This is a genomic window from Conexibacter woesei DSM 14684 (genome assembly GCF_000025265.1).
In the GTDB taxonomy this organism is placed as follows: domain Bacteria; phylum Actinomycetota; class Thermoleophilia; order Solirubrobacterales; family Solirubrobacteraceae; genus Conexibacter; species Conexibacter woesei.
Genome location: NC_013739.1, coordinates 1,799,773 through 1,825,803, shown reverse-complemented (window position 1 = coordinate 1,825,803; position 26,031 = coordinate 1,799,773). Strand labels below are relative to the sequence as shown.

Genomic DNA, 26,031 nt, shown 5'->3' with positions numbered 1-26,031 from the left:
GCGCTGCCGTTCGGCCGCCTTGACGCGAGGCGGATGGACGTGACCCTCACGACCGGGTCTTCGGGCTCGGGATCGACCTCCCGGATCTCCTTCCCGAGCCGCTTGGCTCAGTGGACCTGCGATCCGCTCGTCTCCCACACCGCTGCGCGACAGCCCCGGAATCGCACCGGGTTCCCCGCGTTCGTGAGTGGCGGCAACCCTAGCGCGCCGGTTCGCGACACGCCCCCGATCACGCGACGCGCCGCCGCCTCCACCGGTGGCCTTCCCCCGTGCGCTTCGCTAGAGTCGCCCGCCGTAGACCGATGAGGATCGGTGGTCGGGGAAGCCGGTGAGAGACCGGCGCGGGCCCGCCACTGTGACCGAGGACGCCCCGCCGCACGCCCGCACGTGCAGCCACTGGACCGGATCGTCTGGGAAGGCGCGGCCGGGAATGCTCGGAAGCCAGGAGACCTACCTCCGATCCGCCACCGTCGACCGCCCTCGCGGAAAGGGGCAGAGACCTCGATGCGGATTCCTTTCAAAGCACCCGTGCGCGCACGGCGCACGCTCCCGCTGCTGCTCGCAATGGCGGCCGGCGCGCTCGTGCCTGCCGGCGCGCTCGCGGCCCCGGCGACCGTCACCGTCCGCATCGAGGGCAGGACGCAGACGCTCTTCGAAGGGCCGCTGCTGACCGACGGGCACGGCGTGCGGGCCTCGTCGGACACGGTGCTGCGCCGCTGCGACGGCACCAACAACAACGCGAACCCTGCCGCCGGTCCGACCGGCACCGCTGCCGCCGCCGACGCCATGCGCGTGCTCGGGCTCGACTTCGACGCGAGATGGTTCCCGGCGTTCGACGACTACTTCATCCAGCGCTTCGGACCCGATGCTGAGGACGCGAACGGCTACGCGTACTGGGGGATCCTGCTCAACGGCGTGCTGACCCAGGTCGGCGGCTGCCAGCAGCGGGTGAGGCCGGGCCAGGAGCTGCTGTGGGCGTACGACGCGTTCAGAGCGCGGCCGTTCCTGCGCCTCGCGCGCGACGGCGACGACGGAGCGGTGCCGGAGCCGATCCTGACCGTCGACCCGGGCGCTCCGCTCAGACTCCGCGTCGTCGGCCGCGACGGCAGCAACCCGGCGGTGACGCCCGCGGAGGGCGTCCCGATCGTGCCGGTCACCACCGGCGCGTACGGCTTCCAGTCGTTCGCGCCCGCTTCGCTGGCGAGATCCGCCGCCGACGGCACCGCGACGGTCACGTTCACGACGCCCGGCTGGCAGCGGATCAAGGCGGTCGACGACGCCGGTCACGTGCGCTCGAACCGCATCGACGTCTGCGTCGTGCCGCCGGGGATGGCCGGCTGCGGACCGGCGCCGGCCGACACGGTGACGCGGATCCCGCCGCCGCCGGAGACCCCGCCCGCGGATCCCCCGAGAGAGCAGCCGAGACAGGACTCGCCGAGAACCGGCCAGCCGCCGTCGACGGCGGCGCCGCGGCTGGAGCAGCCGCGAATCGTGCTCGCCGACGGCGCCAGACGCGGCCTCGTCGGCGTCCGTTGGCGGGTGCTCGACGCCGGCGTCGGCGTGCGCGGCTGGGAGATCGCCGCGAAGACGCTCGGATCGAAGCGGGCGTCGTTCGTCACGAGCGCTCGCGGCGGCAGTGACACGCGCGCGCTGCTGAGACTTCCGGCCGGCGTCACGTCGCAGCTGCGCTTCAGCGTGACGGACGCGCTCGGGCGCACCACCTCGACGACGATCGGGAACGTCGTCGTGCCGCGCGACGATCGCGCGCTGGGGCTGCGGCGGAGCTGGCGCGCGGCGCGCGACGCGACCGCGTGGCTGGGCACCGCGACGCGCGGCGCCGCGGGAGCGAGGTTGACGACGCGGCTGGCCGCCGGCCGGCCCGTCTTCTTCCTCCGCGGCGGGGCCGGCGCCGCGCGCGTCGAGGTCCGCGCCGCCGGCCGGGCCGAGACCTTCACCGTCGCGGCCGGCAGAGCCGGCACGACGCGCGAGCTGAAGGCACGACGCCGCGCGAAGGCCGGCAGCGTCGAGCTGCGCGTGCTGCGCGGGAGCGTGAGCGTCGATGGCGTCGCCGCGACGCCGTAGGCGACTGCGCCTCCGCCTCGTTCCGCTGCTCGCGGCGGTGGCGGGCGCCGCGCTGCTGTGCGCCGCCGGGGTCGGGCTGCTGCTCGCGCCCGCGCACGCTCCTGCCAAGCCGGCGCCTGACGCGACCAACCAGTCGCGCCTCGACAAGACCGTCCGCTACGTGCAGAGAATGCAGAACAAGGACGGCGGCTACTCGATCGTGCCCGGCAGACCGTCCGACGTCGGCTTCAGCGCCTGGATGGCATTCGCGGTCGCCGCCTACGACATCAACCCGCGCGAGCAGTTCCTGCCGAACGGCTGGGACGTCGTCACGTACCTGCAGCGCAACGCCGGCGCGCTGTCGGTGACGACCGACTACGAGCGCACGCTGCTCGTCACGGTCGCGGCCGGCACGGACCCGCGGTCGTTCGGCGGGGTCGACCTGATCGAACGGCTGGCGAGCCGGAGATTGCCCGACGGCTCGTTCACCCACATCGCGGGCGGCACGGCGCCGGGCGTCAACGACACGATCTTCGCGATCCTCTCGCTTGCGCTGGTCGACGATCCACTGGCGAAGAGCATGGTCCAGGGTGCGCTCGGGGCGACGCTCAGACACCAGAACGACGACGGCAGCTGGCCGAGCTTTCAGGTCGGCGCGCCCGGCGACGCCGACATGACCGGCGCCGCGATCCAGGCGCTGAACGCGATCGGACAGCACGACACCGAGGCCGAGTCGAGAGCGCTCAGATGGCTGAGCGACAACCAGCACGCCGACGGCGGCATCGGCGCCGTCGCGGGGGCGGATTCGAACGCCTCGTCGAGCGCCTGGGTCGCGCAGGGGCTGTGGGCCGCCGGCATCGACCCGCGCGGATGGACGAGAGGCGGGAACAGCGTGCTCGACTACCTCGCGAGCATGCAGCAGGAGGACGGCTCGGTGATGCAGAGCGCCTCCGCCGGGCTCCTGAACCCGGGCTTCGTGACCGCCTACTGCGCCCCCGCCTTCGCCGGCCAGCCGCTGCCGATCCCACCTGTGCCGTTCACCGGCCGCTACCCGAACCCGACCGACGACGACCCCCCGCCCGTGAACGACGGCGACGGGACGGGCGGCGGGAGCGGCGGCTTCGACGCGGCGAAGGGCGGCGGCGTGATCGCCGGCGGCGGCGGGAAGGGCGCGGCGAACTTCAGCCGCCCGAGACGCGGCAGCCGCGGCAGAACGGCCGGCGGCGTGCGGCGCGTGCGCCAGCGCAGGACCGCCCGCCGCACGCGCACCGACCGGCGCGACACGTCGCCCGCGCCGGAGGTCGTGCGCGGCGAGCAGGAGGCGACGGCGCCCGAGCGGCGCGACCGGCGCGACGAGCGCGATCGGCGCGAGCGCCCACGCACGCCGACGGCCGCGCCGAACGAGCAGGAGACGATGACGGCGAGCAGCACGGGCGATCACGACGACGGCGCGGTCGCCAGCGGTGGCGCCGCGGACCGCGCCGGCGGTGGCGGTTCGGCCGACCTCTCCGGGGACACGGCGCGCGCCGGCGGCTCACGCGGGCGCGCGAACAGCGGCGGCGCCGTCGGCGGCCCGCTCAGATCGCAGGCGGACGCCGCGGCCGAGGACGCGGAGGTCTCTGGCGTCGTCGTCGGCGGCGACGGCGCGTCCTCCGCCGCGCGCGGCGACGACCGCGCCGCCGCGTACGGCCTGCGCGGCGCGCAGGCCGGCGGCGAGACGGCGCCGTGGGTCGCGGTCGGGCTCGGCGGCGCGCTGCTGCTGTGCGCCGGCGGCGGCGGACTCTTCGAATGGCGCCGACCGGAGATCACCGCATGACCATCGAAACGTTCGTCCTCGCCGCATCGCTGCACGAGAGCCTCGGCGACGCGCTCGCGCGGATCGTCTCCGTGCTCGCGATCCCCGTGCTGCTGCTCGCGATCGTCGCGCTGCTCATCTGCGCGGCCGAGACGGGGCGCTTCGCGACGGAGCTGTGGCAGCGGCGGATGGGCGAGCGCCGTGCGCCGCTGCGCGCGCTCGCCGCCGAGGCGGTCGCGCAGCCGGGCCGCGCCGCCGAGCTGGCGCAGTCCGCACCGACCGTCTTCGCCGGGGCCGCGGTGCGCGGGCTCGCGGCCGCCGTCTCCGCCCGGCGCCCGCAGGCCGCCGAGGACGCGCTCGCCGACTACGAGCTGGCGGTCCAGAAGCGGCTGGACCGCACGCGGATGCTCGTCCGCGCCGGTCCCGCGCTCGGTCTGATGGGGACGCTGATCCCGCTCGCCCCCGGCCTCAAGGCGCTCAGCGACGGCGACATGTCGCAGCTCGCGACCGACCTGCGGATCGCATTCGCCGCGACCGTCGTCGGGCTGCTCGTCGGCACCGTCGCGTTCGCGCTGACGCTGACGCGCACGCGCATGTACACCGAGGACCTGATGGCGCTGGAACGTGCAGCGACGGCGGCGACGGCCGCGACGGCGCAGGTGCCGCCGCCGGCGCACGCGGCGACTGCGCCTCCCGTGGCGACCAGCGAGCCGATCGCATGAGCCGCATCGGGCTCGGCCGTCACGGCAACCTCGACGACAACGCCGGGGATCCGCTCGACGGTCTCGTCAACCTCTTCGACGTCGGCATCGTGCTCGCCGTCGCGTTCCTGATCGCCGGTCTCGGCATGACCGCGAGCGCGAGAAGAGCGACGCCGTCCAGACAGCAGGCCCAGCAGCAGAGAAGGCTGCCGAGCCCGAGCAGCGCGCCGCCGGCGACCGGCAGAGGCAGAGAGGTCGGCACCGTCTACCGGCTGGCCGACGGCCGGCTCGTCTACGTCGAGGATCCCGCCAGAGCGCCGTGAGCTAGGAGGCGACGCCCGCGCCCTCAGCCTCGGCGCGCGCGTCGAGCACTCTCACGACGCGCAGGGCGACCGCAAGCAGCACCAGCGAGATCGCGGAGCCGATCGCCCACGCGCCGGCCATCCCGCCGGTCGGGTCGGCGAGGTCGAAGAAGTCGCGGCCGGCCGGTATCGCGGCGACGAGCACGTAGCAGAGCGCCATCAGCGCGCAGAGGCCGCCGACGGCGAGCCGGCGCTTGCCGGGCTCGTCCTCCAGCACCATCACGATCGCCAGACCGGCGGTCACGACGGTCGCGGCGGTGACGCTGCGGGCCTCCGTCAGCGAGGCGTCGAAGACGTGGCGCGAGAGCAGGTAGGCGGACAGGATCCCGACGCCGGTCGCCAGTCCGGCCGGCAGCGAGAAGCGCGCGATCGCCTTCAGGAAGCCCTCCGGCCGCCACGGGCCGGTCGAGGGCGCGAGCGCGAGGAAGAAGGCGGGGATGCCGATCGTCAGCGACGAGGTGAGCGTGAACTGGCGCGGCAGCAGCGGGAAGACGCCGCTCGGGATCGCGATCGTCAGCAGCAGGAACGCGGTGAACAGCGCCTTCGTCACGAACAGCCGCGCGACGCGCTGGATGTTGCGCAGGATTTGACGGCCCTCGTGGACCATCCGCGGGACCTCGCCGAACTCGCCCGAGACGAGCACGAGGTCGGAGACCGAGCGCGCCATCTGCGTGCCGCTGCCCTGCGCGATCGCCAGCCGCGCCTGCTTCAGCGCGGGCACGTCGTTGACGCCGTCGCCGAGCATGCCGACGTACTCGCCGGCGTCCGCCAGCACCCGCACGACCCGCGCCTTGTCCTCCGGCGAGATGCGGCCAATCGCAGGCGCGGCGCGCACCGCCGCGAGCAGGTCCTCGTCGGCCGCGGGCAGTCTGCCGCCGTCGAGCGCGTCCGACTGGGCGGGGATCCCGGCATCGCGTGCGATCGCGCCGACCGTCGACGGGTTGTCGCCCGAGACGACCTTCAGCGCGACATCCTCGGAGCCGAAGAACGCGACCGTGCGGTCGGCGTCGTTGCGCAGCCGCTCGGCCAGCACGACGATCCCGAGCGGCCGGACGCCGTCGGGCAGCGGAGCGTCGGCGGCCGCTCTCGGCAGCGGGCCGTCGGCGCCGACGAGCGCGAGCACGCGGCGGCCGGTCGCGGCCTCGGAGGCGGCGCGCTCGCGCAGCGCGGCGTCCCCGCCGGCCACGCCGCCCGCCGCGCCGGCCACGCCGCCGCCCGCCGCCGCGCCGGCCCCGCCGCCGGCCGCGCCGCCGCCGGCGACCGCGCCGTCCAACAGCGCCTCCGGCGCGCCGAGCACGAACCGCTCGCCGCTCAGCTCCAGCGCGCTCCAGCGGCGGCGCGAGGAGAACGGGACCTGCGCGCTCGGCTCGACCTCCGCGTCGTCGCCGGCGAGCTGCGCGTCGTGGACGGCGTCGAGCGTGCCGTTGCGCGACGGGGCGCTGGCGGCGAAGCGGCCGAGCGCGGTGCGCAGGTCCTCCTCCCCGACGCCGTCGGCCGGCACCGTCGCGACGACGCGCAGCGCCGCCTCGGTCAGCGTGCCGGTCTTGTCGGTGCACATGACCGAGACCGACGCGAGCGACTCGATCGCGTTGAGCTGCTGCGCGAGCACGCCGCGGCGGGCCATCTTCGCGGCTGAGACCGCGGCGGTGAGGCTGACGAGCAGGATCAGCCCCTCCGGCACGATGTTGACGACGGCGGCCGTCAGCGTCTCGACCGCCTGCGCCTGGCTGACGTCGCGCACCGCCAGCGAGATCCCGAGTCCCAGCGCCAGCGGCACCATCACACCGACGAGGATGATCAGCAGCCGGTCCATCGCCTTCTCCAGCGGCGAGCGCGGATGGCGGAAGGCGCGCGCCGTCTCGGCCAGTCTCGCGGCGCGGCTGTCGGGGCCGACGGCGGTAGCCTCGAACGCGCCCTCGCCCTCGACGACGAACGAGCCGGAGAAGACGCCGCGGCCCGGCTCGCCGTCGACGGCCTCCGACTCGCCGGTCAGGTTCGACTCGTCGAGCGCGAGCCCCTCGCTCGTCACGAGCGTGCCGTCGGCGACGACCTGGTCGCCCGCGCGCACGCGCACGAGGTCTCCCACGACGACGTCGGCGATCGGCAGTCTGCGCGGCTCGCCGTCGCGCACGACCGTCGCGTGCGGCGCGACGAGCGCGGCGAGCTTGTCGAGCGCGCGCTTGGCGCGGATCTCCTGGAAGGAGCCGATCGCCGTGTTCGCGACGAGGATCCCGAGGAAGAGCGCGTCCTTCGGGTTGCCGAACGCTATCGTCGCCGCGCCGAAGACCGCGAGGATCAGGTTGAAGATCGTGAAGGTGTTGGCGACGACGATCGAGCGGTAGGAGCGGCTCGTCGCCTGCTCGGGCAGCGGCCCGCGCTCGCGCAGCCGGCGCTCGGCCTCGGCCTGCGTCAGGCCGGCCGGCCGCGTGTCGCGCTCGATGTCCGTGCCCGTCACCCCGGGGAGGCTATTGCACCGGGGAGCGGCCTTCCCTACGGCTGACCCGACTCTTTCGCCCCGCGTCGCTCACGCGGCGCGCCGCAGGCGCCGCCCGCCGCGCAGCGCTCCGGCCACGTCGCGCAGCGCGTCCGCGAGCTCCAGCTCGCGCCGCAGCGACATCCGCCCGCTGCCGCACGAGGCGGTCAGCAGCGAGCGGGCGGCGAGCGCGTCGGCGACGTCCCCGCGCGCGCCGCCCGCCGCGACCCGTGCCAGCGCCGGCCGCAGCCGCGCCAGCGCCTCCTCGGCATGCTCGTCGCGGTGAACGGCGAGCGCGCCCCACGCAATCCGCCCGCCGCGCGCGACCAGTCGCCGCAGCCCCTCGGCGGCGCGGCGGTCGACCGGCGCGAGCGCGAGGTCGAACGACAGCAGGTCCGGCTGCGCGCGCTCGACGAGGTCCCACGGCACCGCGCAGCAGAGGTGCAGCCCCCACGCCGGCGCGACCGCGCGCAGCGGATCCCACGCCGCCTCCACCCCGCGCGTGCCGAACAGGTGCAGCGCCGGCTCGTCGACGACCAGCAGCGCGTCGAGCCCGCGCGCCGCGAGCTGGCGCACCTGGCCGGCGGCGTTGGCCGCAAGCCACGCGGCCAGCTCGTGCGCGAGCGCCAGCGCCGCCGCGCGCGAGGCGGCGCCGCCGCGCTCGCGCTCCAGCGCGCACGCGAGCGTCGCCGGCCCGGTCACCTGCAGCTTCACGATCCCGTGCGCGGGCGGCGTCCGATCGAGCCGTTCCAGCAGCGCCTCCCACGCCGGCGGCCGCTCGCGGTCGCGCGCCGGCGACCAGCCGCAGCGGCGCGGGTCGGCGCCGAGCCACTCGGCGACCATGTCGCCCTCGACTGCCGGCAGCTGCGGGCAGAACGGCAGCTCGTACGCCGCGACCGCGTGCGCGGCCGCCGCGCGCGGATCGGCGTGCGGCAGCGACCCGACCCCCGACGTGCACCACGCCGGGAGCCGGTCGAGCAGGGGCACGGCCCGCGCGGCCTAGACGCGAGCGGGCGCAGCCGCCCGTCGTCGCTTCGCGGCCTCCATCATCGCCTCCAGCGCCGGCAGGACCTCCTCCCAGCGGCGCGTCTTCAGGCCGCAGTCGGGGTTGACCCACAGCCGCTCGCGGCCGACGCGCGACTCGGCCAGCTCCAGCAGCCGCTCGACCTCCTCCGGCGACGGGACGCGCGGGGAGTGGATGTCGTAGACGCCGGGGCCGATCTCGTTCGGGTACTCGATCCCGTGCGCGCCCGTGAACGCGTCGAGCACGTCCATGTCCGAGCGCGACGCCTCGATCGAGATCACGTCGGCGTCGAGCCGCACGATGTGCTCCATGATCTCCGTGAATTCGGAGTAGCACATGTGCGTGTGGACCTGGGTGTCCGGCCGCGCCGGCGCGACCGTCAGCCGGAAGCTGTCGACCGCCCAGCGCACGTACTCGTCCTGCTGTGCGCGCTGGAGCGGCAGCCCCTCGCGCAGCGCCGCCTCGTCGACCTGGATCGCGAACGCGCCGGCCCGCTCCAGGTCGAGCACCTCGTCCTGGATCGCGAGCGCGATCTGCGTCGCCGTCTCCTGCCGCGGCTGGTCGTCGCGCACGAACGACCACTGCAGGATCGTCACCGGTCCGGTCAGCATCCCTTTCATCGGCTTCGCGGTGCGCGACTGCGCGTACTGCCACCAGCGCACCGTCATCGGCCGCGGGCGCGAGACGTCGCCGTAGAGGATCGGCGGCTTGACGCAGCGGGACCCGTACGACTGCACCCAGCCGGCGGCCGAGAAGGCGAAGCCGGCGAGCCGCTCGCCGAAGTACTCGACCATGTCGTTGCGCTCCGGCTCGCCGTGCACGAGCACGTCGAGCCCGAGCCGCTCCTGGACCTCGACGACGTGGTCGATCTCGCCCTCCAGGAAGCGCTCGTACGCCGCCTCGTCGATCGCGCCCGCGCGCAGCTCGCGGCGCTTGGCGCGGATCTCCGGGGTCTGCGGGTAGGAGCCGATCGTCGTGCTCGGCAGGTCCGGCAGCGGCACGCGCTCGCGCTGCGCGGCGCGGCGCTCGGGGTACGGCGCGGCGCGATCGTAGTCGGCCGTGCTCAGCGCCCCGGCGCGCTCGCGCACGGCCGGGTCGTTCGTGTGCTTCGACGTCCGGCGGCTGGAGATCGCCTCGCGCGCGGGCGCCAGCAGCGCGTCGCGCTTGACCGCGCCGGCGGCCGCGTGGAGCGTGCGCAGCTCGTCGAGCTTCTCGGCCGCGAACGCGAGCCAGCCGCGCACCTCCGGGTCGATCCCGTCCTCGCGCGCGGCCGTGTAGGGCACGTGCAGCAGCGAGCAGGACGGCGCGATCGTGACGCGGTCGGAGCCGAGCGCCGCGGTCGCACGGTCGATCCGGTCGAGCGCGACGTCGAGATCGGCGGCCCAGACGTTGCGACCGTCGAGCACGCCGAGACTGAGGCGCGTGCGCGACGCGCCCCCGAGCGCGGCGAGCGCCGCCAGCGCCGGCTCCAGCTGCGACGGCGCGCGCACGAGGTCGAGGTGGACTTCAGCGGCGCCGAGCGCGAGCACGCGCTCCAGCGCGCCGCTCGTGTCGAGGCCGGCGAAGTACGTCGCCAACGCGATCTCCACCCCCGCTTCGGCCGCCTCCACGGCGAGCGCGCGGAAGGCGCGCTCGAACGCGTCCAGCTCGCCGGGCGCACGGTCGAGCGCGAGCGCCGGCTCGTCGAGCTGCAGCTCGCGCACGCCGGCCGCGGCCAGCTCGCGCACGAGCTGGCCGTAGACCGGCACCAGCGTCTCCAGCAGGTCGAGCGGGCGGTCGAGCCCCTTCGACAGCAGCAGGAAGCTGAACGGGCCGAGCACGACCGGCCGCGTCTGGACGCCGAGCGCGCCGGCCTCGTGGAACTGCGTCAGCCAGTGCGACGCGTCGAGCGCGAAGGTCTGGCCGGGATGCAGCTCCGGCACGAGGTAGTGGTAGTTCGTGTCGAACCACTTCGTCATCTCCAGCGGCCGCGCGTCGGCGGTCCCGCGCGCGAGCGCGAAGTAGCCGGCGAGTTCGGAGCGGTCGCGGCCGGCGTCGCCGAACCGCTGCGGGATCGCGCCGAGCGCCCACGCCGTGTCGAGCACGTGGTCGTAGAGGCTGAACTCCCCCGAGGGGATCACGTCGAGGCCCGCGGCCTGCGCGCGGCGCCAGCTCGCCGCGCGCAGCCCGCGCGCGGTCTCCTGCAGCTCGGCGGCGCCGGTGCGGCCCGCCCAGTACGACTCCAGCGCGAACTTCAGCTCGCGGTCGGGCCCGATGCGGGGAAGCCCAAGGACGGCAGATCGTGCCATCGGTCCTGCTCCTCTGTCCGTGCGGCCCGTGTCGCGAGGCCGCGGTTGTCGGTGCCCGGTCACGGGTGTCCCGTGCGGGCGGAGGCGACAGGTCTTCGGGCTCGGATGCGGTCGGGACGACGGCCTTCCCAGACGTGCTGTCCAGTGGCAAAGCGTCGTCTCGCGCATCCCTACCGCTGCGCGTCAGCTCCGGATTTCGAACCGGATTCCCTGACCCGTTGGTTCGGGTGCGATCGACTCCGCGCAGGACGATAGCGGAGGGGCGCTGACGCGAGCGGTAGGTTCGCGGTCAGCGGACGCGCACCGGCTGCGTCACGCGCTTGCCCTTGACGTGGAAGCGCAGGAGATAGCTGCCGGCGCGCACCGCACGCGTCGCGCGCAGCGAGCTGACCGTGCCGCGGGCGTAGGTCGTGCCGCCGCGGGTCATCGACGCGCGCGCCGTGCCAGCGCCGTTGACGAGCCTGCAGACGATCTTCGGCGCGCCCTTGCCGCGCTTCACGGTGCACGTCGCGTCCTTGCCGTTTCTGCCCGGCTTGCCCTGCGGGCCGGCGGGGCCGGTGGACCCGGCGGCACCGGTGGGCCCGACGCCACCGGCGGGACCCTGCGGCCCGCTGGGGCCGGTCGCGCCCGGCGCACCGGCGGGACCGGCGTCGCCCTTCGCGCCCGCGTCGCCCTTGTCGCCCTTCGCGCCGTCGGCGCCGTCCGCGCCGGGCGCGCCCGGCGCGGCGCCGCCGCCGGTGCCCGTCAGCGGCACGTCGAGCGTGCCGCCTCCGCCGCTGTTCTCGACGCGCAGCGTCGCGCTGCGCGGGCCGACGACGGAGGGCGCGAAACGGACACGCACCGAGCAGGTCGGCGCCGCCCTGTCGACGGTGCGCCCGCTGCAGCCGTCGTAGCTGAGCAGGAAGTCGTCCGCGCCGTCCTGGTCGGCTCCGCTGCCGACCACCTTCACGCCGGTCACGCCGACTCTGCCGAGCTGCGAGCCGAGCGCGATCGTGCGCGGGGCGCCGAGCGTCTCGCGCGCCTGCGTGCCGAAGTCCGGCGCGGTCGCGGGGCCGACGAGGTTGCCGACGCACGGCGAGGCGATCGCGTCGGGGTCGAAGACGCAGACGACCCGCGGCAGCGCGCGGCCGGAGTTGCCCGTCGGCGTCGGGAACGTGCCGGCCTCTCCGCCCCACGCGTCGGCGTGGTACGCCGAGATCGCGACGTTCCCGCTCCCGTCGAGCGTCACCGTCGCGTTGCCGGCGGCGTCGGCGATCAAGTCCGCCGGCGCGCCGTCGGGGTAGACGTGGAAGCCGGCGCCGGGAGCGCGGACGCCCGGCATCGCGGCGCCGCCCCACGTGCTCGGCGCGTAGGTCGAGACGGTCACCTGGACCGACGTCCCACGCAGGACCGTCTGCGGCACGCCGTCGATCTCGACGAGCGGGGTCGTCGGCGTCGCGAACATCTCCTCCGGCGTCGCCTTGCGCTGCTCGGACGCCTGGAACAGCAGCGTCGCGCCGTCGGCCAGCGGCTGGCACGGAGCACCCGACTCGAGCGAGAGGTTGTGGTAGTCGCGGCCGATCCAGACGCTCCAGACGCCGGCGGAGCCGTCGAACGTGACGCCGTCGAGACCGTGTCTCTCGCTCAGCAGCGTCATCGACGACGGGAAGCCGAACGGATCGAACTGCCAGCTCGCGTCGACCCTCGCGAGCGCGGCGCCGACCGAGTCGGCCGGGACCTTCCCGCTCGGCAGGCCGTTGCAGTACACGCTGGCCGGGGCGTCGACCGCGGCGTCGGACGCAGCGCCGAGCACGATCCGTCTGAGCGGCGCCTGGGCGGAGGCGAACGGCGAGGCGAGCGTACTCTGGACGCCTTCGACGCGGACCGTCACGGCCGGGCCGTCCGCGGCCGTCGCGGTCGCGGGGACGACCGCGAACGCGGCGACGACGCCTGGGAGGAACCGGCGCAGGCCGGAGATGGGTGACACAAGCTGCTCCTGTCTCGACGGGAGCGGCCGCACCCGAGCGGGCCGCGGCCGTCCCTGTTCGCGAAGACGGTTGACGTGGTGCGCCGGCCGGGTGTTCGGGCTCAGGTTCGTCCTCGGAGGCTCCTTCCCGGACCCGCGGCCCAGTGGAACGTCACGCCTCGTCGTCATCCATACCGCTGCGCGTCAGCCCGGCTTCTCACCGGAGTTCCCCGCGTCCGTCGCGGCGCGGCACTTTAACGACGCGGTCGCCGGGCCGACCCGCGGCAACGCTCTGGTACCGTGCCGCGCGAACTTTCCACCCGACCGCGGAACGGGGAAGCCGGTGCGAATCCGGCGCGGGCCCGCCACTGTCAGCGAGGACGTTCGCCGCACGCCGAGGTCGGCAGCCACTGGCGCATCGATTGCGCCGGGAAGGCGCGGTGGAAATGCTCGCGAGCCAGGAAACCCGGCCACGGTCACGATCGTCTGACGCCCTCGGGGAGCTGGGGCTTGGTCATGTCGCGACTGGTCGTCCTGCTGTGCTGTGCCCTGGCCGCTGCGCTGCTCGCCGCGAGCGCGTTCGCCGCGCCGGCCTCCGCCGCTCCCGACGAGCTGACGCTCGTCTCGCGCGGCTTCGACGGCCTGCCCGGCGGATCGAGCTGGACCGCCGCCAGCTCCGAGGGCGCGGCGATCTCGGCCGACGGCCAGCTCGTCGCGTTCACCTCGGCCGCGCCGAACATCGCCGCAGGCGTCGGCTCCGGCCGCTGGCAGGTCTACGTGCGCGACCTGCGCGGCGGTCCGAACGTGCTCGTCAGCCGCGCCGACGGCGCCGACGGCAGACCTAGCGACAGCGGCGCCAGCACCATCTCGACGGCGCTGAGCGGGATCAGCTCCGACGGCCGCTACGTCTTCTTCCAGGCGTACCTCGACGACGGCGGCTACTACGCGTACCGCCGCGACCTCAGGCTGCAGCGGACGGAGATGGTCAGCCGCGGAGACGGCGCGGACGGCGCGCCGGTCCCGGCGGGCGGCGTGATCGGCGTCGCGGGCAACGGCCGCTACGTGCTCTTCCACGCGCACGGGAGCGTCGTCCCCGGCACCGGCCCGCTCGCCAACGGCGTCTACGTGCGCGACCTCGAGTCCGGCCGCACCGTGCTGGCCAGCCGCGCGACCGGCCCGGACGGCACGCCCGCCGGCGACGACCACGTCGCCGCGACGGGCATCTCCCCGGGCGGTCGCTACGTCGCGTTCCGCTCCGGCGACGGCGATCTCACCGCGGACCTGCCGCTGCCGGGCACCGCCGGCCCGCAGCTCTACCTGCGCGACCTGCGCTACGGCCGCACGATCCTCGTCAGCCGCACGGACGGTCCCACCGGCGACCCGGTCCGCGCCCACTGGAACGGCTCGACGCCGATCCTCGGCAACGGCTGCCGCGTCGCGTTCGACGCGAGCGGGACCGGCGTCGCGGCGGGCAGCCCCGCCAACGGCGGCACCCAGAGCTACGTCCGCGACCTCTGCACGGGACGCACCACGCTCGTCAGCCGCGCCGACGGGCCCGACGGCGCCGCCGCCGCGACGCCCGACCCGATCGGCCCGGACGCCGCCACATGGACCCAGGCGATGACGCCCGACGGCCGTCACGTCCTCTTCGTCGCCTACGCCGCCAACCTCGCGCCCGGCGTTCCGGGGAGCCGCCCGACCGTCTACGTGCGCGACCTCGTGCGCGGCCGCACGCTCGTCGTCAGCCGCGCGACGGGCGCGGACGGCGTGCCCGACCGCGACAACAGCACCCACTACGCCCACGCCGCGATCAGCGCTGACGCGCGCTTCGTCGCGTTCTCCTCCAGCGGCACGCGCCTGATCGCGGAGCCGACCGGCGGCAACGGCCAGATCTACCGGCGCGAGCTGGGCGGGATGGAGCCTGCGGAGGCCGTCGCGCCGTGCGGCCCGCGCGACGACCCCGCGCTCGGCGGCCCCGCGACTCCCGCCTGCCCCGCCGGAGAGCCGCCGGACGGCGGGCCGCCCGTCGTCCCCGCGCCGCGTCCCGTGACCGTCCCGGGAACGGCCGCGCCCGGCGGCTCGGCCCCGCCTGCCGACGCACCGCTCGCCACGACGCCGACGCTCGTGCGGGCGCCGACGCTGCGATCGGTCCGCGCGACGCGCACCGCTCTCCACGCGTGGGTCGACCTGCCCGCGACGATCGAGGTCGGGATCGCGCGCGAGACGGCCCGCACGATCCGCCGCGACGGCCGCCGCGTGACCCAGCGCCGCTGGCGCACGCTCAGACCGGCGCACGCGGTCGTCAGACGCGCCGGCTCCAAGCGCATCCCGCTGCCGCGGCTCGCCGCCGCGCGCCACCGCCTGACCGTGCGCGCCGTCGGCGTCGCCGGCGCCAGCAGCGACGCCGTGCGCGTCACGCTCGACCTCCGCGACAGAAAGCACCGCCGATGATCCGTCTGCTGCCGACCGTCCTGCTCGTCGCCACCGCATGGGGATCGGCGGTCGCGAGCGCCGCCGCCGCTCCGGCGACGGTCGGCGTCCGCGTCGAGGGGCGCGAGCAGACGCTGTTCGAAGGGCCCGTGCAGAGCACGGGCGGCGAGGTGCGCGCCGCCTCAGACGCCAGACGCCGGACGTGCGACGGCACCAACCTCGGCGCCAACCCGCTGCCAGGACCGACCGCGACCGGTGCGGCCGTCGAGGGCATGCGGATCGCCGGCTTCGACTTCGACGGCACCTGGACTCCCGCGTTCGACGACTACTTCATGACCCGCTTCGGCCCCGATGCGCAGGACGCGGCCGCCCAGGACTACTGGGGCGTCCTGGTCGACGCCGACCTCGTCGACGTCGGCGGCTGCCAGGTGCAGGTGCGCGACGGCACCCGCGTGCTGTGGGCGTACGACGCGTTCCGCACGCGAGGGTTCCTGAAGCTGGCCGCGGCGGGCGACACAGGTGCCGCGCCGAACCCGTTCGCGACGACCGTGGTGGGCCAGCCGCTGACCGTCCGCGTGACGTTCGGCTGGGGACGGGCGAGCCAGCCGTCCACGCCGATCGGCGACGTCGCGGTCGCCCCGGTCGCGACCGCGGCGAACGGCGTCCAGTCGATCGCGACGGGCGCGCCGGAGGCGGTCCGGACCGCGGCCGACGGCACCGCCGACCTGACCTTCGCGAGCGCCGGCTGGCACCGCGTCAAGGCCGACGGCGGAGCCGACGGCCCGATCCGCTCCAACCGCCTCGACATCTGCGTCACCGCTGCTCCCGGCGGCGACTGCGGCCCGCCGCCGGCGGACACCGGCACGCGGGTCGCGCCGCCGCTGCCGCCCGATCCGGTCGTGCCCGGCGCCACGGGCGGCACGGGCGGCGCGAGCACCGGCGACGGCGGCAGAGCGCCGCCGAGCGCTGTCGGCGCGCCCGTGATCGAGCTGCCCCGCTTCAACGCCGCCGGCGCCCGCAGCGGCCGGATCGGACTCAGCTGGCGAATCCTGCAGCCCGGAGCCGGCGTGCGCGAGTGGCGTTTCGCGGCCCGCCTCGCGGGCGCCAGACGCGCGCCGTACGTCACGCGCAGCCGCGGAAGAGCCGGGACGAGCGCGCTGCTGGCGCTGCCCGCCGGACGCACCTGGTCGGTGCGCGCGACGTTCGTCGACACGCTCGGCCGCAGCGTCAGCGAGACGGTCGGCGACGTGCTCGTGCCGCTCGACGCGGGCGCGCGCGGCGTCCGCCGCGACGGCGCGTGGCGACGCGGCGCCGATCGCGGTGCCTGGCTCGGCTCCGTCCACCGCGGCGGCCGCGGCGCGCGCCTGACGGCGCGGCTGGCGGCCGGCCGGCCGGTCGTCCTGCTGCGGGGCGTGCGCCGCACCGCCGACGTCGAGGTGCGGGCCGGCTCGCACCGCGCGGTCTACCGTGTCGCCGGCAGCACGACCGCCGCGACCCGCGAGCTCGTCGCCCCCTGGCGGGCACGCAGCGGTGTCGTGACCGTCCGCGTCGTCGCCGGCGAGGTCGGGATCGACGGTGTGGGCGTTCGCCCGTAGCGCCCTGGCGCCGCTCGCGCTGATCGCCGCGCTGCTGGCCGTTCCCGCGCTGGCCGTCCCCGCGCTCGCGGGCGCCGCGCCGACCGCCGCGGAGCTTGCGCGGGCGACCAGCGCAGCCGGCTGGCTGAAGGGCGCGCAACGAACGGACGGCGGGCTGCCGCTCGACGGCGGCGACGTCCGCCGGGTCAACGCGTGGGCGGCGCTCGGCCTCGCCGCCGCGACCGTCAACGCGCGTGACGTCGCCGTGCCGGGCGGACGCACCCTGTTCGCGCTGCTGGAGCGGCAGGCGCCACTCGTCTCCGAGACGCTCGACTACGCCCGCTTCCTACTCGCTGCCCAGGCGGTCGGCGCCGACGGGCAGCCGCACGTCGGCGGCGTCGACCTGGTCGGCGGGATCCTCGGTGCGCAGCTGCGGTCGGGCGGCGGCGCGTTCGCGGCGCGCCCCGGCGCAGTCACGCCCGACGTGCAGGCAACCGCGTTCGCGGCGCTCGCGCTGCGGCTGGCGGAGGGACCGCAGGGCGGTCCGATCTCGCGGCGCGCGGCCGACGGCGCCGCCAGCTGGCTGCTCGGCGCGCAGAACCTCGACGGCAGCTGGCCCGCCGAGGCTCCCGGCGCAACCGCGCCCGGCGACACCGAGACGACCGCCGCCGCGATCGAGGCGCTCGCCGCCACGCTGGCCTTCCCGCCGGGCTCGCCGAGCGCGCACGCGCGATCCAGAGCGCTGGGATGGCTGCAAGGGCGTCTGAACGCGGACGGCGGCCTCGGCAGCGGGGCGCCGGGCGCCGCGTCAGACGTGCGCGCGACGGCCGGCGTCGTGCGCGCGCTCGTCGCCTGCGGCATCGACTCGCATGACTTCACGACCGGCGGCCGCGGGCCGCTGCACTTCCTCGCCGCGGCGCAGGACCGCTCCGGCCGCGTCGGTCCGGCGGCGGGGAGCGGTGGAGCGGAGCCGGTCGTGACGACGGCATACGCGACGCTCGCGCTCACCGGCACCAGCCTCCCATTCGGTCCGATCCCGCGCGGCGACGGATCGGGCAGGCTGCCCGTCCCCGGGCCGCCTGCCGGCCTTCCGACCGGACCGCTGCTGCCGATCGTCCAGGCGCCGCTGCCGGTCCCGGTCGCGCCCATCCCGCCTGCGCCGCAGCCCCAGGCGCCCGTCTTCCGGACGCCGCCGCCGGCGCACGCGCCGGCCCGGGCCGGCGACGGGATCGAGCGCGTCCGCCCGCGCCGGGAACGACCCGCGCGACGTCCCGCCCGCCGTGACGGAGCGCGTGAGCGCGACGGCGGCGCCGGATCGGGCGCGGGCGGCCCAGGGTCCGGCGGGCTCGGCGGCGGCGCGGGCGACGGGGGCACGGTCTCGACGCCCGGAGCGCCCGACCGCGCGGGCGGAGGCGGCGGCGCGGCCGGCGGCACCGCGACCGTGGCGGTCGCAGCCACCGGCGCGGGCCCGGCGCTGCCGGACCGCAGACGCGGAGGCCGGCGCCTGCTCGGCGGCGACGCCCGCGACCGCGCGGTCACCGGCACGCTGATCGGCCGCGAGGCGCCGACCGAGGGCGCGAGCGGAAGCGCCGCCGCCGTGCCCGGCTCGCCCGGCTCAGGCGCAGGCGACCGCGCGGGCCCGTGGTGGGCGGTCGGGATCGCCGTCGCGCTCGCGCTGTCGATCGCTGCCGGGATGGCGCTCGACCGCCGCCCTCCCGCCTACTGACAGGCCTCGCACTCCTCCCCGTTGCGCATCGCCTCGATCGAGCAGGCGAGCGCCTCCGCGTCGGGCGCAGTCGGCATGCCCGCCGCAGCCGGCACGGTCGCGGCGGCCGGCGCCGCCACCGTCGCCTTCTCGATCGCCGACGCGCCGAGCGTGCGCAGGTAGTACGTCGTCTTCAGGCCGGCGTGCCAGGCGCGGCGGTACATGTGGCTCATCGCCTTCAGGTCCGGCGCGGCGAGGAAGAGGTTGAGCGACTGCGACTGGTCGATCCACTTCTGCCGCCGCGCCGCCGCGTCGATCAGCCGCTCCGGCTCGATCTGGAACGCGGTGCGGTAGAGAGCGCGCAGCGCCGCCGGGACCTCGGGCACCTGCTCCAGGTCGCCCTCGACCACCTTCAGCCGCTCCGCCAGCGCGCCGCTCCACACACCCGCGGCCTTCAGGTCGCGGACGAGGAACGGGTTCAGGATCGTGAAGTCGCCCGACAGGTTCGACTTCGCGAACAGGTTCTTGTACATCGGCTCGATGCACGGCGAGGTGCCCATGATGTTGGCGATCGTCGCGGTCGGGGCGATCGCGAGCACGTTCGAGTTGCGCATCCCCTGCGCGGCGATCTTCGCGCGCAGCGGCGTCCAGTCCATCCGGCCGCCGCGCTCGACCTCGATCGGCTGGCCGCGCTCCTCCTCCAGCAGGTCGAGCGTGTCCTGCGGCAGCAGCCCGCGATCCCACTTCGAGCCGGCGTACGACTGGTAGGTGCCGCGCTCGGCGGCGAGGTCGCTCGACGCCTCGTAGGCGTAGAAGGCGATCGCCTCCATCATCTCGTCGCCGAACGCGAGCGCCTCCGGCGAGCCGAACGCGAGCCCCTTGCGGTAGAGCGCGTACTGGAGGCCCATCACGCCGAGGCCGACCGGGCGGTGGCGGCCGTTCGCCGTTCTCGCCGGCTCGGTCGGGTAGAAGTTGACGTCGATCACGTCGTCGAGCGCCCGCACCGCGACGCGGATCGTCGCGCGCAGCTTCGCGTGGTCGATCTCGCCGGCGGCGTCCAGGTGCTGGTCGATCACGACCGAGCCGAGGTTGCAGACGGCGGTCTCGTCGGGTCCGGTGTTGAGCGTGATCTCGGTGCAGAGGTTCGAGCTGTGGACGACGCCGGCGTGGTCCTGCGGCGAGCGCACGTTGCAGGGGTCCTTGAACGTGATCCACGGGTGGCCGGTCTCGAACAGCAGCTTCAGCATCTGCTTCCACAGCTCGATCGCCGGGATCCGCTCGCCGTGCAGCTCGCCCGCGTCGACCCGCGCCTCGTACGCCTCGTAGCGGGCCTCGAAGTCGCGCCCGTACGTCTCGTGCAGGTCGGGCACGTCGTTGGAGCGGAACAGCGTCCACTGCTCGCGCGCCTCGACGCGCTTCATGAACAGGTCCGGGATCCAGTTGGCGGTGTTCATGTCGTGCGTGCGGCGGCGCTCGTCGCCGGTGTTGCGGCGCAGCTCGAGGAACTCGCGGATGTCGTTGTGCCACACCTCCAGGTAGGCGCAGCCGGAGCCGGCCCGCTTGCCGCCCTGGTTGACCGCGACGAGCTGGTCGTTGTGCATCTTCAGGAACGGCACGACGCCCTGGCTCTCGCCGTTGGTCGACTCGATGTGCGAGCCGGTGCCGCGCACCGCCGTCCACGAGCCGCCGAGGCCGCCGGCCCACTTCGAGCACATCGCGTTCTCGGCGATGCCGCGGCCGACGATCGAGGAGAGCGTGTCCTCGATCTTGTAGAGGTAGCAGGACGACAGCTGCGAATGGGGCGTACCGGCGTTGAACAGCGTCGGCGTCGAGGAGCAGAAGCGGCGCTGCTTGTACATCGTGTAGAGGTCGATCGCGCGCTCCTCGCGCGCGGCCGGGTCGCCGTCGCGCGCGGTCAGGCAGACGCCCATCGCGACCCGCATCCAGAACAGCTGCGGCGTCTCGATCCGGCGCGGCTCGGCGGCCTTCTTGTCGACGATCAGATAGCGGTCGTAGAGCGTCTGGAGGCCGAGGAAGTCGAAGTCGAGGTCGGCCGTCGGATCGAGCGCCGCGGCCAGCCGCGCCACGTCGTAGTCGTGCAGCGCCGGGTCGATCCGCCCGATCGCGACGCCGTGCTCCAGCAGCGCTCGCAGCCCGCGCTCGTGCGCGGCCTTCAGCGCGCCGACGCCGTCGCGGACGATGTCCCACGCAAGCGCCTCCTCGTAGACGTGCGAGAGCAGGATCCGGCCGGCGAAGCGGGAGAAGTCGCTGTCGCGCTCGACCAGCGCCTTCGCGTTGAGGACGGTCAGCCGGCGCAGGTCGGCGCGCTTGATCCCGGGCCGGATCGCGCGCCGCAGCTCGCGCTCCAGCTCCTCCGGCGCGAGCGGCAGGTCGAGGCCGATCGCGGCGAACGCGATCCGCGCGCGCAGGTCCTCCCCGCCCCACAGCGACTCGGTCCCGTCCAGCTCGATCACCGGGACGGGCGGCTGGGCGCCGGACCCGGGCGCACCGGGGACAGGTGCATCCTGCGCGCGCAGGAGCGAGCGCTCGGCGCGGTAGACGATGTAGCGCTCGGCCGCGCGCATGTGGCCGGCGAGCACCAGCTCCTCCTGGACTATGTCCTGGACGGTCTCGATCGGCACGTACGCCATCCCGAGCGCGTGCGCGCGCTCGGAGACGCGCGCGGCGAGCGCGACGGCCGGCTCGGAGTCGGCCTGGAGCGAGAGGAACGCCTTGCGGATCGCGACCTCGATCTTCGCCGGCTCCCACGCCGTCACGTGGCCGGAGCGCCGGATCAGCCGCAGCGCGCCCGCCGGGCGGGCGGCGACGTCGTCCCCGCTCGCGCTCGGCCGCGCGCGCCGCAGCACGAGCGCCTTCGCCAGCTCGTAGTGGCCGGCGTCGATCAGCGCGGCCTCGACGAGCGTCGAGAGGTCGGTCTCGGTGACCGAGCGCGCGCCGCCCTCGGCGGCGGCGGCGAGCCGCGCGATGCTCTGGCGCGTCGCGGCGCGCACGATCGCGCGCGCGGCGGCGGTGTCGGCGTCGGCCTCGCCGCCGGCGAGGGCGAGCGTCGTCAGCGCGTCGGCGACGAGCCGGCCGACGACGGCCGGCGTCAGCGGCCGCTCGCCGCCGTCCTCGTCGACGAGCGTCAGCGCGAGCTGCGCCGCGGCGGGCTCCAGCTCCAGCTCCGCGAGCGCGGACTCGACGTCGACCGCGGGACCGGCGTCGCCGGGCAGCGCGGCCGCCCGCTTCAGCTCGAGGTCGCGCAGGATCTCTTCGAATTCGATCGGCATCCGCGGCTCCTACAGCTCGTCGTCGGAGACCGCGGCGAGCGCCGAGGCCTTCTGGTATTCGGTCACGCGTCCCTCGAAGAAGTTCTGCTCCTTGCGGACGTCCATCAGCTCGGCCAGCCACGGCAGCGGGTTCTCTACCCCGGGCTTCAGCGGCTCCAGCCCGACGCCCTCCAGGCGGCGGTCGGCGATGTAGTCGATGTACTGCGCGAACTCGTCGGCGTTGAGGCCGACGCCCTCGACCGGCAGGCAGTCGTCGATGAAGCGCTGCTCCAGCGCGACCGCCTCGCGCATCAGCTCGCGCAGCTCGTCGCGGAACTCTGCCGTCCAGATCTCCGGGTTCTCGGCGACCAGCTCGCGCAGCAGGCGGCGGAACAGCTCGATGTGGTTGGACTCGTCGCGCAGCGTGTAGCGGAACATCGTCCCGATGCCGGGCAGCTTGCCCTGGCGGTAGAGCGACAGGACCATCCCGAAGAGGCCGTAGAACTGCGTCCCCTCCATGCACTGGCCGAACAGGAAAATGTTCTTCGCCAGCAGCGCGACGGACCTCGGGTCCTGCATGTCGAGGTCGCGCCGCAGCGCCTGCGACGCGCTCGTGACGAACGCGTTCTTGGCGCGGATCGTCGGAATATCGTCGAACATCGCCTCGCACTCGTGCGGGTCGATCCCGAGCGAGGAGATCATGTAGAGCAGCGAGTCGGCGTGGATGTTCTCCTCGTGCGCGTGGCGGCCGAGCACGAGCTTCAGCTCCGACGCGGTCATCAGCTCGCGCACGACGTGGAGGATGTTGTCGCCGACGATCCCCTCCGCGGCGGAGAAGTAGCCGATCGCCATCCGCACGATCCAGCGGTCGATCTCGCTCAGCGCGCGCTCGTCGCGCCACTGCTCGATGTCCTTCGCCATCTGGACGTCTTCCGGCTCCCAGTGGTTTGCCTTCATCGTGCGGTACAGCTCGTACGCCCAGCCGTAGCGCAGCGGGAGCAGGTTGAACGTCATCGTCTCGCGGCCGCCGACGACGCGCTTGGCGGCGAGCGCCGCCTCGGCCTTCGCCTGGTCCAGGACGAAGCTGCGGGGTCCGATCTCGTAGGTCTTGGTGGTGCTCGCCAACTGGGGCCTCCTTGGGGTCGGGGAAGGAGGCCCAGCGCCGGCATGCGGCGCTGCGAGGGCAGTCCTTCGACCGAGGACGTTCCGACGACGTGGCGACCAGGCGACCGGACTCGTCCCTCCTCGCGCGGGTGCGCGAGCGAGGGCATTGCCGTTGCGGGACAGCGCCGGGTTCGCACCGGACTTCGCTGACCGTCACGTCCCGCGATATGTGCGCGGGGGTTCAGGAAGGTACGCCCGCGGTCGGACGGACCGGCGCGCCGCGCGGCGGCGTCGCGCGCGCCTGGCACCGGGCCGCTCAGCGCAGCTTGCGCAGCCGGCTCAGCGCAGCTTGCGCAGCCCGCTCAGCGCAGCTTGCGCAGCCCCGGGTGGATGCCCGGGGCGAGGCCCTGCTCGTCGGCGACGCGGCGCAACAGCGCCGCGAGGGTCGCGCGCTCTCTGTCGTTCAGCGCAGCCGTGATCTCGGCCTCGTGCTCGGCGCCGGCGCGGCGGATCTCGGTGACGATCCGCTCGCCGTCGGGCGTCAGGTGGAGTGCCGAGACGCGCCGGTCGGAGGGCACGCGCTCACGTCGCAGCAGGCCGCGCGCCTCCAGCTCGTCGATCAGGCCGACGAGCCGGTTCGGCGCGATCCCGAGCTTGCGCGCGAGCGCCTGCTGGCTCTGCCCGGGCTCGCGCTGGACGAGCTGGAGGATCCCGACGTGCGGGGGGATCAGGCCGAGCGGCTCGATCTGCTCGGCGAAGCGCTGCGAGACGTGGAAGCCGAGCTGCGAGAGCACGAACGTGACGCCGCGCATGGCATCGGGGCTGTGTGGGGACATCGGAGATGAACCCTAGCATCTCGTTCCAAGTCGGAATGGTTACTTGCATGAATCGTTCAGATCTGGAACGATTCACGCCGTGATCTAACCCAGGAGCGTGTGATGTCAGGCCCCGACAGCACTGCAGGACCCGCCGCCGGCGCCGGCGGGAAGCCCGAACCACTCGAACGCCACGTCCTCGTGGTCGCCGGCGTCGTCGTCCTCGGCGCCGTCATGACGATCCTCGACACGACGATCGTCAACGTCGCGATCGACACGCTTGCGAGAGACTTCTCCGTCTCGCTGTCGACGATCCAATGGGTCTCGACCGCCTACCTGCTCGCGCTCGCGACCGTGATCCCGCTGACCGGCTGGGCGGCCGACCGCTTCGGCACCAAACGGCTGTGGATGGGCTCGGTCGCGCTGTTCGTGCTCGGCTCCGCCCTCTGCGGCCTCGCCTGGAGCGCCGAGTCGCTCATAGCGTTCCGCGTCCTGCAGGGGATCGGCGGCGGCATGGTGATGCCGGCCGGCATGACCGTGCTGGCGCAGACGGCCGGCCCGCAGCGCGTCGGGCGCGTGATGTCGATCGTCGGCGTGCCGATGCTGCTCGGCCCGATCCTCGGCCCCGTGATCGGCGGCTGGCTCGTCGACGACGCCTCGTGGCGCTGGATCTTCTACGTCAACGTCCCGATCGGCCTGATCGCGCTCCCGCTCGCCTGGCGGATCCTCGACAGAGACGTGCCGAGACCGGGCGAGAAGCTCGACCTGCTCGGCCTGGCGCTGCTCTCCCCCGGCCTCGCGCTGTTCGTCTTCGGCCTCGCCGAGACGTCGTCGAGCGGCGGCCTCGGCGCGCTTGACGCGTGGGCGCCGATGGTCGCCGGCGTGCTGCTGATCGCCGCCTTCTGCGTCCACGCGCTCCGCTCACCGCACCCGCTGATCGACCTCACCCTCTTCAAGGTGCGCGCCTTCTCGGCGGCTGCCGGCGTGACCGTCCTGTTCGGCACCGCGATGTTCGGCGCGATGCTGCTGTTCCCGCTCTACTATCAGGTGGTGCGCGGCGAGACGGCGCTCTCCGCCGGCCTGCTGATGGCCCCGCAGGGGATCGGCGCGGCGGTGATGATGCCGATCTCCGGGCGGATCGTCGACCGCGGCGCCGCCGGCTGGGTCGTGCTGAGCGGCCTGCCGCTCGTCGCGCTCGGGTACTTCACCTACACCCAGCTCGGCGCCGACACGAGCTACGTGCTGCTCGCGGGGTCGCTGTTCGTCGCCGGCCTCGGCACCGGCGCGACGATGATGCCGGCGATGGCGGCCGCCTACCAGACGCTCTCGCACGCGGCCGTCCCGCGCGCGACGACGACGCTCAACATCCTGATGCGCGTCGGCGGCTCGATCGGCACCGCGCTGTTCGCGGTCGTGCTGCAGAACCAGATCACCGACGCCGTGCCGCGCGCCGCCGCGGGCGGCGGCGGCGAGAGCGGCCTCGGCGCGCTGCAGGCGATCCCGCCGGCCGCGCGCGAGCAGGTCGCGCCCGCACTCGCGGACGCCTTCGCGCACACGTTCTGGTTCCCCGTCGTGCTGCTGCTGCTCGGCCTGATCCCGGCGCTGTTCCTGCCACGCCACAAGCCCGAGGCGCCAGCCGAGGTCGGCGCCCCTGCCGGCACGGCAGAGCCGGTGGCCGGCTGAGTACCAGCCACTCCTGCTCTCTTCGGACGCGTTCCGGGGCCCACACGTCACCTGCTCCTTGCGAGGGTGAGGGGCGTGACCGGGGCGCGCTTCGAGGACCGTCGGATCGACCACGGTGTGCGTGGCCGATCCGACACTGCTCACCCTGACCACACCATCGCGGCGCTCGCGGCGAGGCAGCACGGCGTCGTCTCCCGCGGGCAGCTGCGCGACGCGGGCGTCACGGGCCGGGCGCTCGACTGGCGCCTCACGAACGGACGTCTGCTGAGGCTGCATCCCGGGGTCTACGCGGCCGGTCATGCGCGGCTCACACGCAACGGGCACTGGCTCGCCGCGGTCCTGGCGACCGGCCCCGGCGCGGTCCTCAGCCACCGCTCGGCGGCCGCGCTTCACGACCTGCGGCCCGACAACCGGCGCGCGATCGACGTCACGACGGCGGCCCATCGCATCGGCTCGGCACGGATCGTCGTCCACGCGCGCCGCTCGCTCGACGCTCGCGACGTCGCGAGCGTCGACGGCGTGCCCGTGACGACCGTCGCCCGCACGCTCGTCGACCTCGCGGAGGTCGTCCCGCCCGACCAGCTCACAAACGCGCTGCGCGCGGCCGACCGGCAGCGCACGTTCGACCTGCGCGCGATCGAGGCGGCGCTGGAGCGCACGCGCGGGCGGCGCGGGAGCGGGCACGCCGTGATGCACGCCGCGCTCGCGGAGGTGCGAGCGCGCGCCGCGCAGCTCACCCGCTCACGCTGGAGGGCTGGCGCGTCCTGCGCTTCACCCACGACGACGTGACCCGCCGCGCGGA

At 74.9% G+C, this 26,031-nt stretch carries 16 protein-coding genes and 4 riboswitches; of the genes, 9 read left to right on the top strand and 7 right to left on the bottom strand.

The window, feature by feature from the left end; translation table 11 throughout:
• Positions 1-54: 54 nt before the first annotated feature.
• A riboswitch (cobalamin riboswitch) is annotated at positions 55-177 on the bottom strand.
• Positions 178-296: 119 nt separating this feature from the next.
• A riboswitch (cobalamin riboswitch) is annotated at positions 297-472 on the top strand.
• 56 nt (positions 473-528) lie between these two features.
• Genes CWOE_RS30440 through CWOE_RS08605 form a run of 4 tightly spaced genes read left to right on the top strand, consistent with a single transcriptional unit; the run spans position 529 to position 4,880 of the window.
• Complete coding sequence (locus tag CWOE_RS30440) at positions 529-2,082, top strand: hypothetical protein (RefSeq protein WP_049793211.1); 1,554 nt, start codon at positions 529-531, stop codon at positions 2,080-2,082.
• Positions 2,060-3,877: a prenyltransferase/squalene oxidase repeat-containing protein gene (locus CWOE_RS08615; protein ID WP_012933204.1), complete on the top strand. Its 1,818-nt coding sequence runs from the start codon at positions 2,060-2,062 to the stop codon at positions 3,875-3,877. Before CWOE_RS30440 ends, CWOE_RS08615 begins: the two co-directional genes overlap by 23 nt.
• Positions 3,874-4,578, top strand: a complete 705-nt coding sequence (locus tag CWOE_RS08610; protein WP_012933203.1) for a MotA/TolQ/ExbB proton channel family protein — start codon at positions 3,874-3,876, stop codon at positions 4,576-4,578. The genes CWOE_RS08615 and CWOE_RS08610 overlap by 4 nt, the downstream gene beginning before the upstream one ends.
• Positions 4,575-4,880, top strand: coding sequence for a DUF2149 domain-containing protein (locus tag CWOE_RS08605; RefSeq protein ID WP_012933202.1), 306 nt, complete (start codon positions 4,575-4,577; stop codon positions 4,878-4,880). The genes CWOE_RS08610 and CWOE_RS08605 overlap by 4 nt, the downstream gene beginning before the upstream one ends.
• A 1-nt stretch (position 4,881) precedes the next feature.
• Here the strand turns inward: CWOE_RS08605 and CWOE_RS08600 are convergent, their stop codons facing one another.
• The 4 genes from CWOE_RS08600 to CWOE_RS34315 form a co-directional block, all read right to left on the bottom strand.
• Entirely contained in the window at positions 4,882-7,374 is a 2,493-nt protein-coding gene (locus CWOE_RS08600; protein WP_012933201.1) for an HAD-IC family P-type ATPase, read from the bottom strand.
• A 69-nt stretch (positions 7,375-7,443) separates the two neighbouring features.
• Positions 7,444-8,379, bottom strand: coding sequence for a uroporphyrinogen decarboxylase/cobalamine-independent methonine synthase family protein (locus tag CWOE_RS08595; RefSeq protein ID WP_012933200.1), 936 nt, complete (start codon positions 8,377-8,379; stop codon positions 7,444-7,446).
• A gap of 12 nt (positions 8,380-8,391) precedes the next feature.
• Positions 8,392-10,704: a 5-methyltetrahydropteroyltriglutamate--homocysteine S-methyltransferase gene (gene metE, locus CWOE_RS08590; RefSeq protein ID WP_012933199.1), complete on the bottom strand. Its 2,313-nt coding sequence runs from the start codon at positions 10,702-10,704 to the stop codon at positions 8,392-8,394.
• A gap of 69 nt (positions 10,705-10,773) precedes the next feature.
• Positions 10,774-10,957, bottom strand: a riboswitch (cobalamin riboswitch).
• A 36-nt stretch (positions 10,958-10,993) separates the two neighbouring features.
• Entirely contained in the window at positions 10,994-12,670 is a 1,677-nt protein-coding gene (locus tag CWOE_RS34315; protein ID WP_012933198.1) for a collagen-like protein, read from the bottom strand.
• 263 nt (positions 12,671-12,933) lie between these two features.
• A riboswitch (cobalamin riboswitch) is annotated at positions 12,934-13,138 on the top strand.
• Positions 13,139-13,165: 27 nt separating this feature from the next.
• Here CWOE_RS34315 and CWOE_RS08580 point away from each other — a divergent pair.
• From CWOE_RS08580 to CWOE_RS08570, 3 genes are read left to right on the top strand one after another with little or no spacing between them, the layout of a single operon-like run.
• Complete coding sequence (locus CWOE_RS08580; protein WP_012933197.1) at positions 13,166-15,100, top strand: TolB-like translocation protein; 1,935 nt, start codon at positions 13,166-13,168, stop codon at positions 15,098-15,100.
• On the top strand, positions 15,097-16,674 hold the full coding sequence (locus CWOE_RS30435; RefSeq protein ID WP_012933196.1) for a hypothetical protein: 1,578 nt from the start codon (positions 15,097-15,099) through the stop codon (positions 16,672-16,674). The genes CWOE_RS08580 and CWOE_RS30435 overlap by 4 nt, the downstream gene beginning before the upstream one ends.
• Positions 16,655-18,379 carry a prenyltransferase/squalene oxidase repeat-containing protein gene (locus tag CWOE_RS08570; protein WP_012933195.1) on the top strand — a complete coding sequence of 575 codons (1,725 nt, stop codon included), beginning with the start codon at positions 16,655-16,657 and terminating at the stop codon, positions 18,377-18,379. Before CWOE_RS30435 ends, CWOE_RS08570 begins: the two co-directional genes overlap by 20 nt.
• Here the strand turns inward: CWOE_RS08570 and CWOE_RS08565 are convergent.
• The 3 genes from CWOE_RS08565 to CWOE_RS08555 all read right to left on the bottom strand — a co-directional run bounded on the left by CWOE_RS08565 (position 18,373) and on the right by CWOE_RS08555 (position 23,567).
• Complete coding sequence (locus tag CWOE_RS08565) at positions 18,373-21,648, bottom strand: ribonucleoside-diphosphate reductase subunit alpha (RefSeq protein WP_012933194.1); 3,276 nt, start codon at positions 21,646-21,648, stop codon at positions 18,373-18,375. The two genes, CWOE_RS08570 and CWOE_RS08565, sit on opposite strands and share 7 nt — an antisense overlap.
• Positions 21,649-21,657: 9 nt before the next feature.
• A complete protein-coding gene (locus tag CWOE_RS08560) occupies positions 21,658-22,752 on the bottom strand; it encodes a ribonucleotide-diphosphate reductase subunit beta (RefSeq protein WP_012933193.1) in 1,095 nt (364 codons plus the stop codon).
• Between the two features lie 341 nt (positions 22,753-23,093).
• Positions 23,094-23,567 (bottom strand): MarR family winged helix-turn-helix transcriptional regulator, encoded by a 474-nt coding sequence (locus tag CWOE_RS08555; RefSeq protein ID WP_012933192.1) that lies wholly within the window; start codon positions 23,565-23,567, stop codon positions 23,094-23,096.
• 102 nt (positions 23,568-23,669) lie between these two features.
• Between CWOE_RS08555 and CWOE_RS08550 the strand changes: the two genes are divergently transcribed.
• Positions 23,670-25,229 (top strand): DHA2 family efflux MFS transporter permease subunit, encoded by a 1,560-nt coding sequence (locus CWOE_RS08550; RefSeq protein ID WP_012933191.1) that lies wholly within the window; start codon positions 23,670-23,672, stop codon positions 25,227-25,229.
• 75 nt (positions 25,230-25,304) lie between these two features.
• A complete protein-coding gene (locus tag CWOE_RS08545) occupies positions 25,305-26,018 on the top strand; it encodes a type IV toxin-antitoxin system AbiEi family antitoxin domain-containing protein (RefSeq protein ID WP_012933190.1) in 714 nt (237 codons plus the stop codon).
• Positions 26,019-26,031 lie beyond the last annotated feature (13 nt).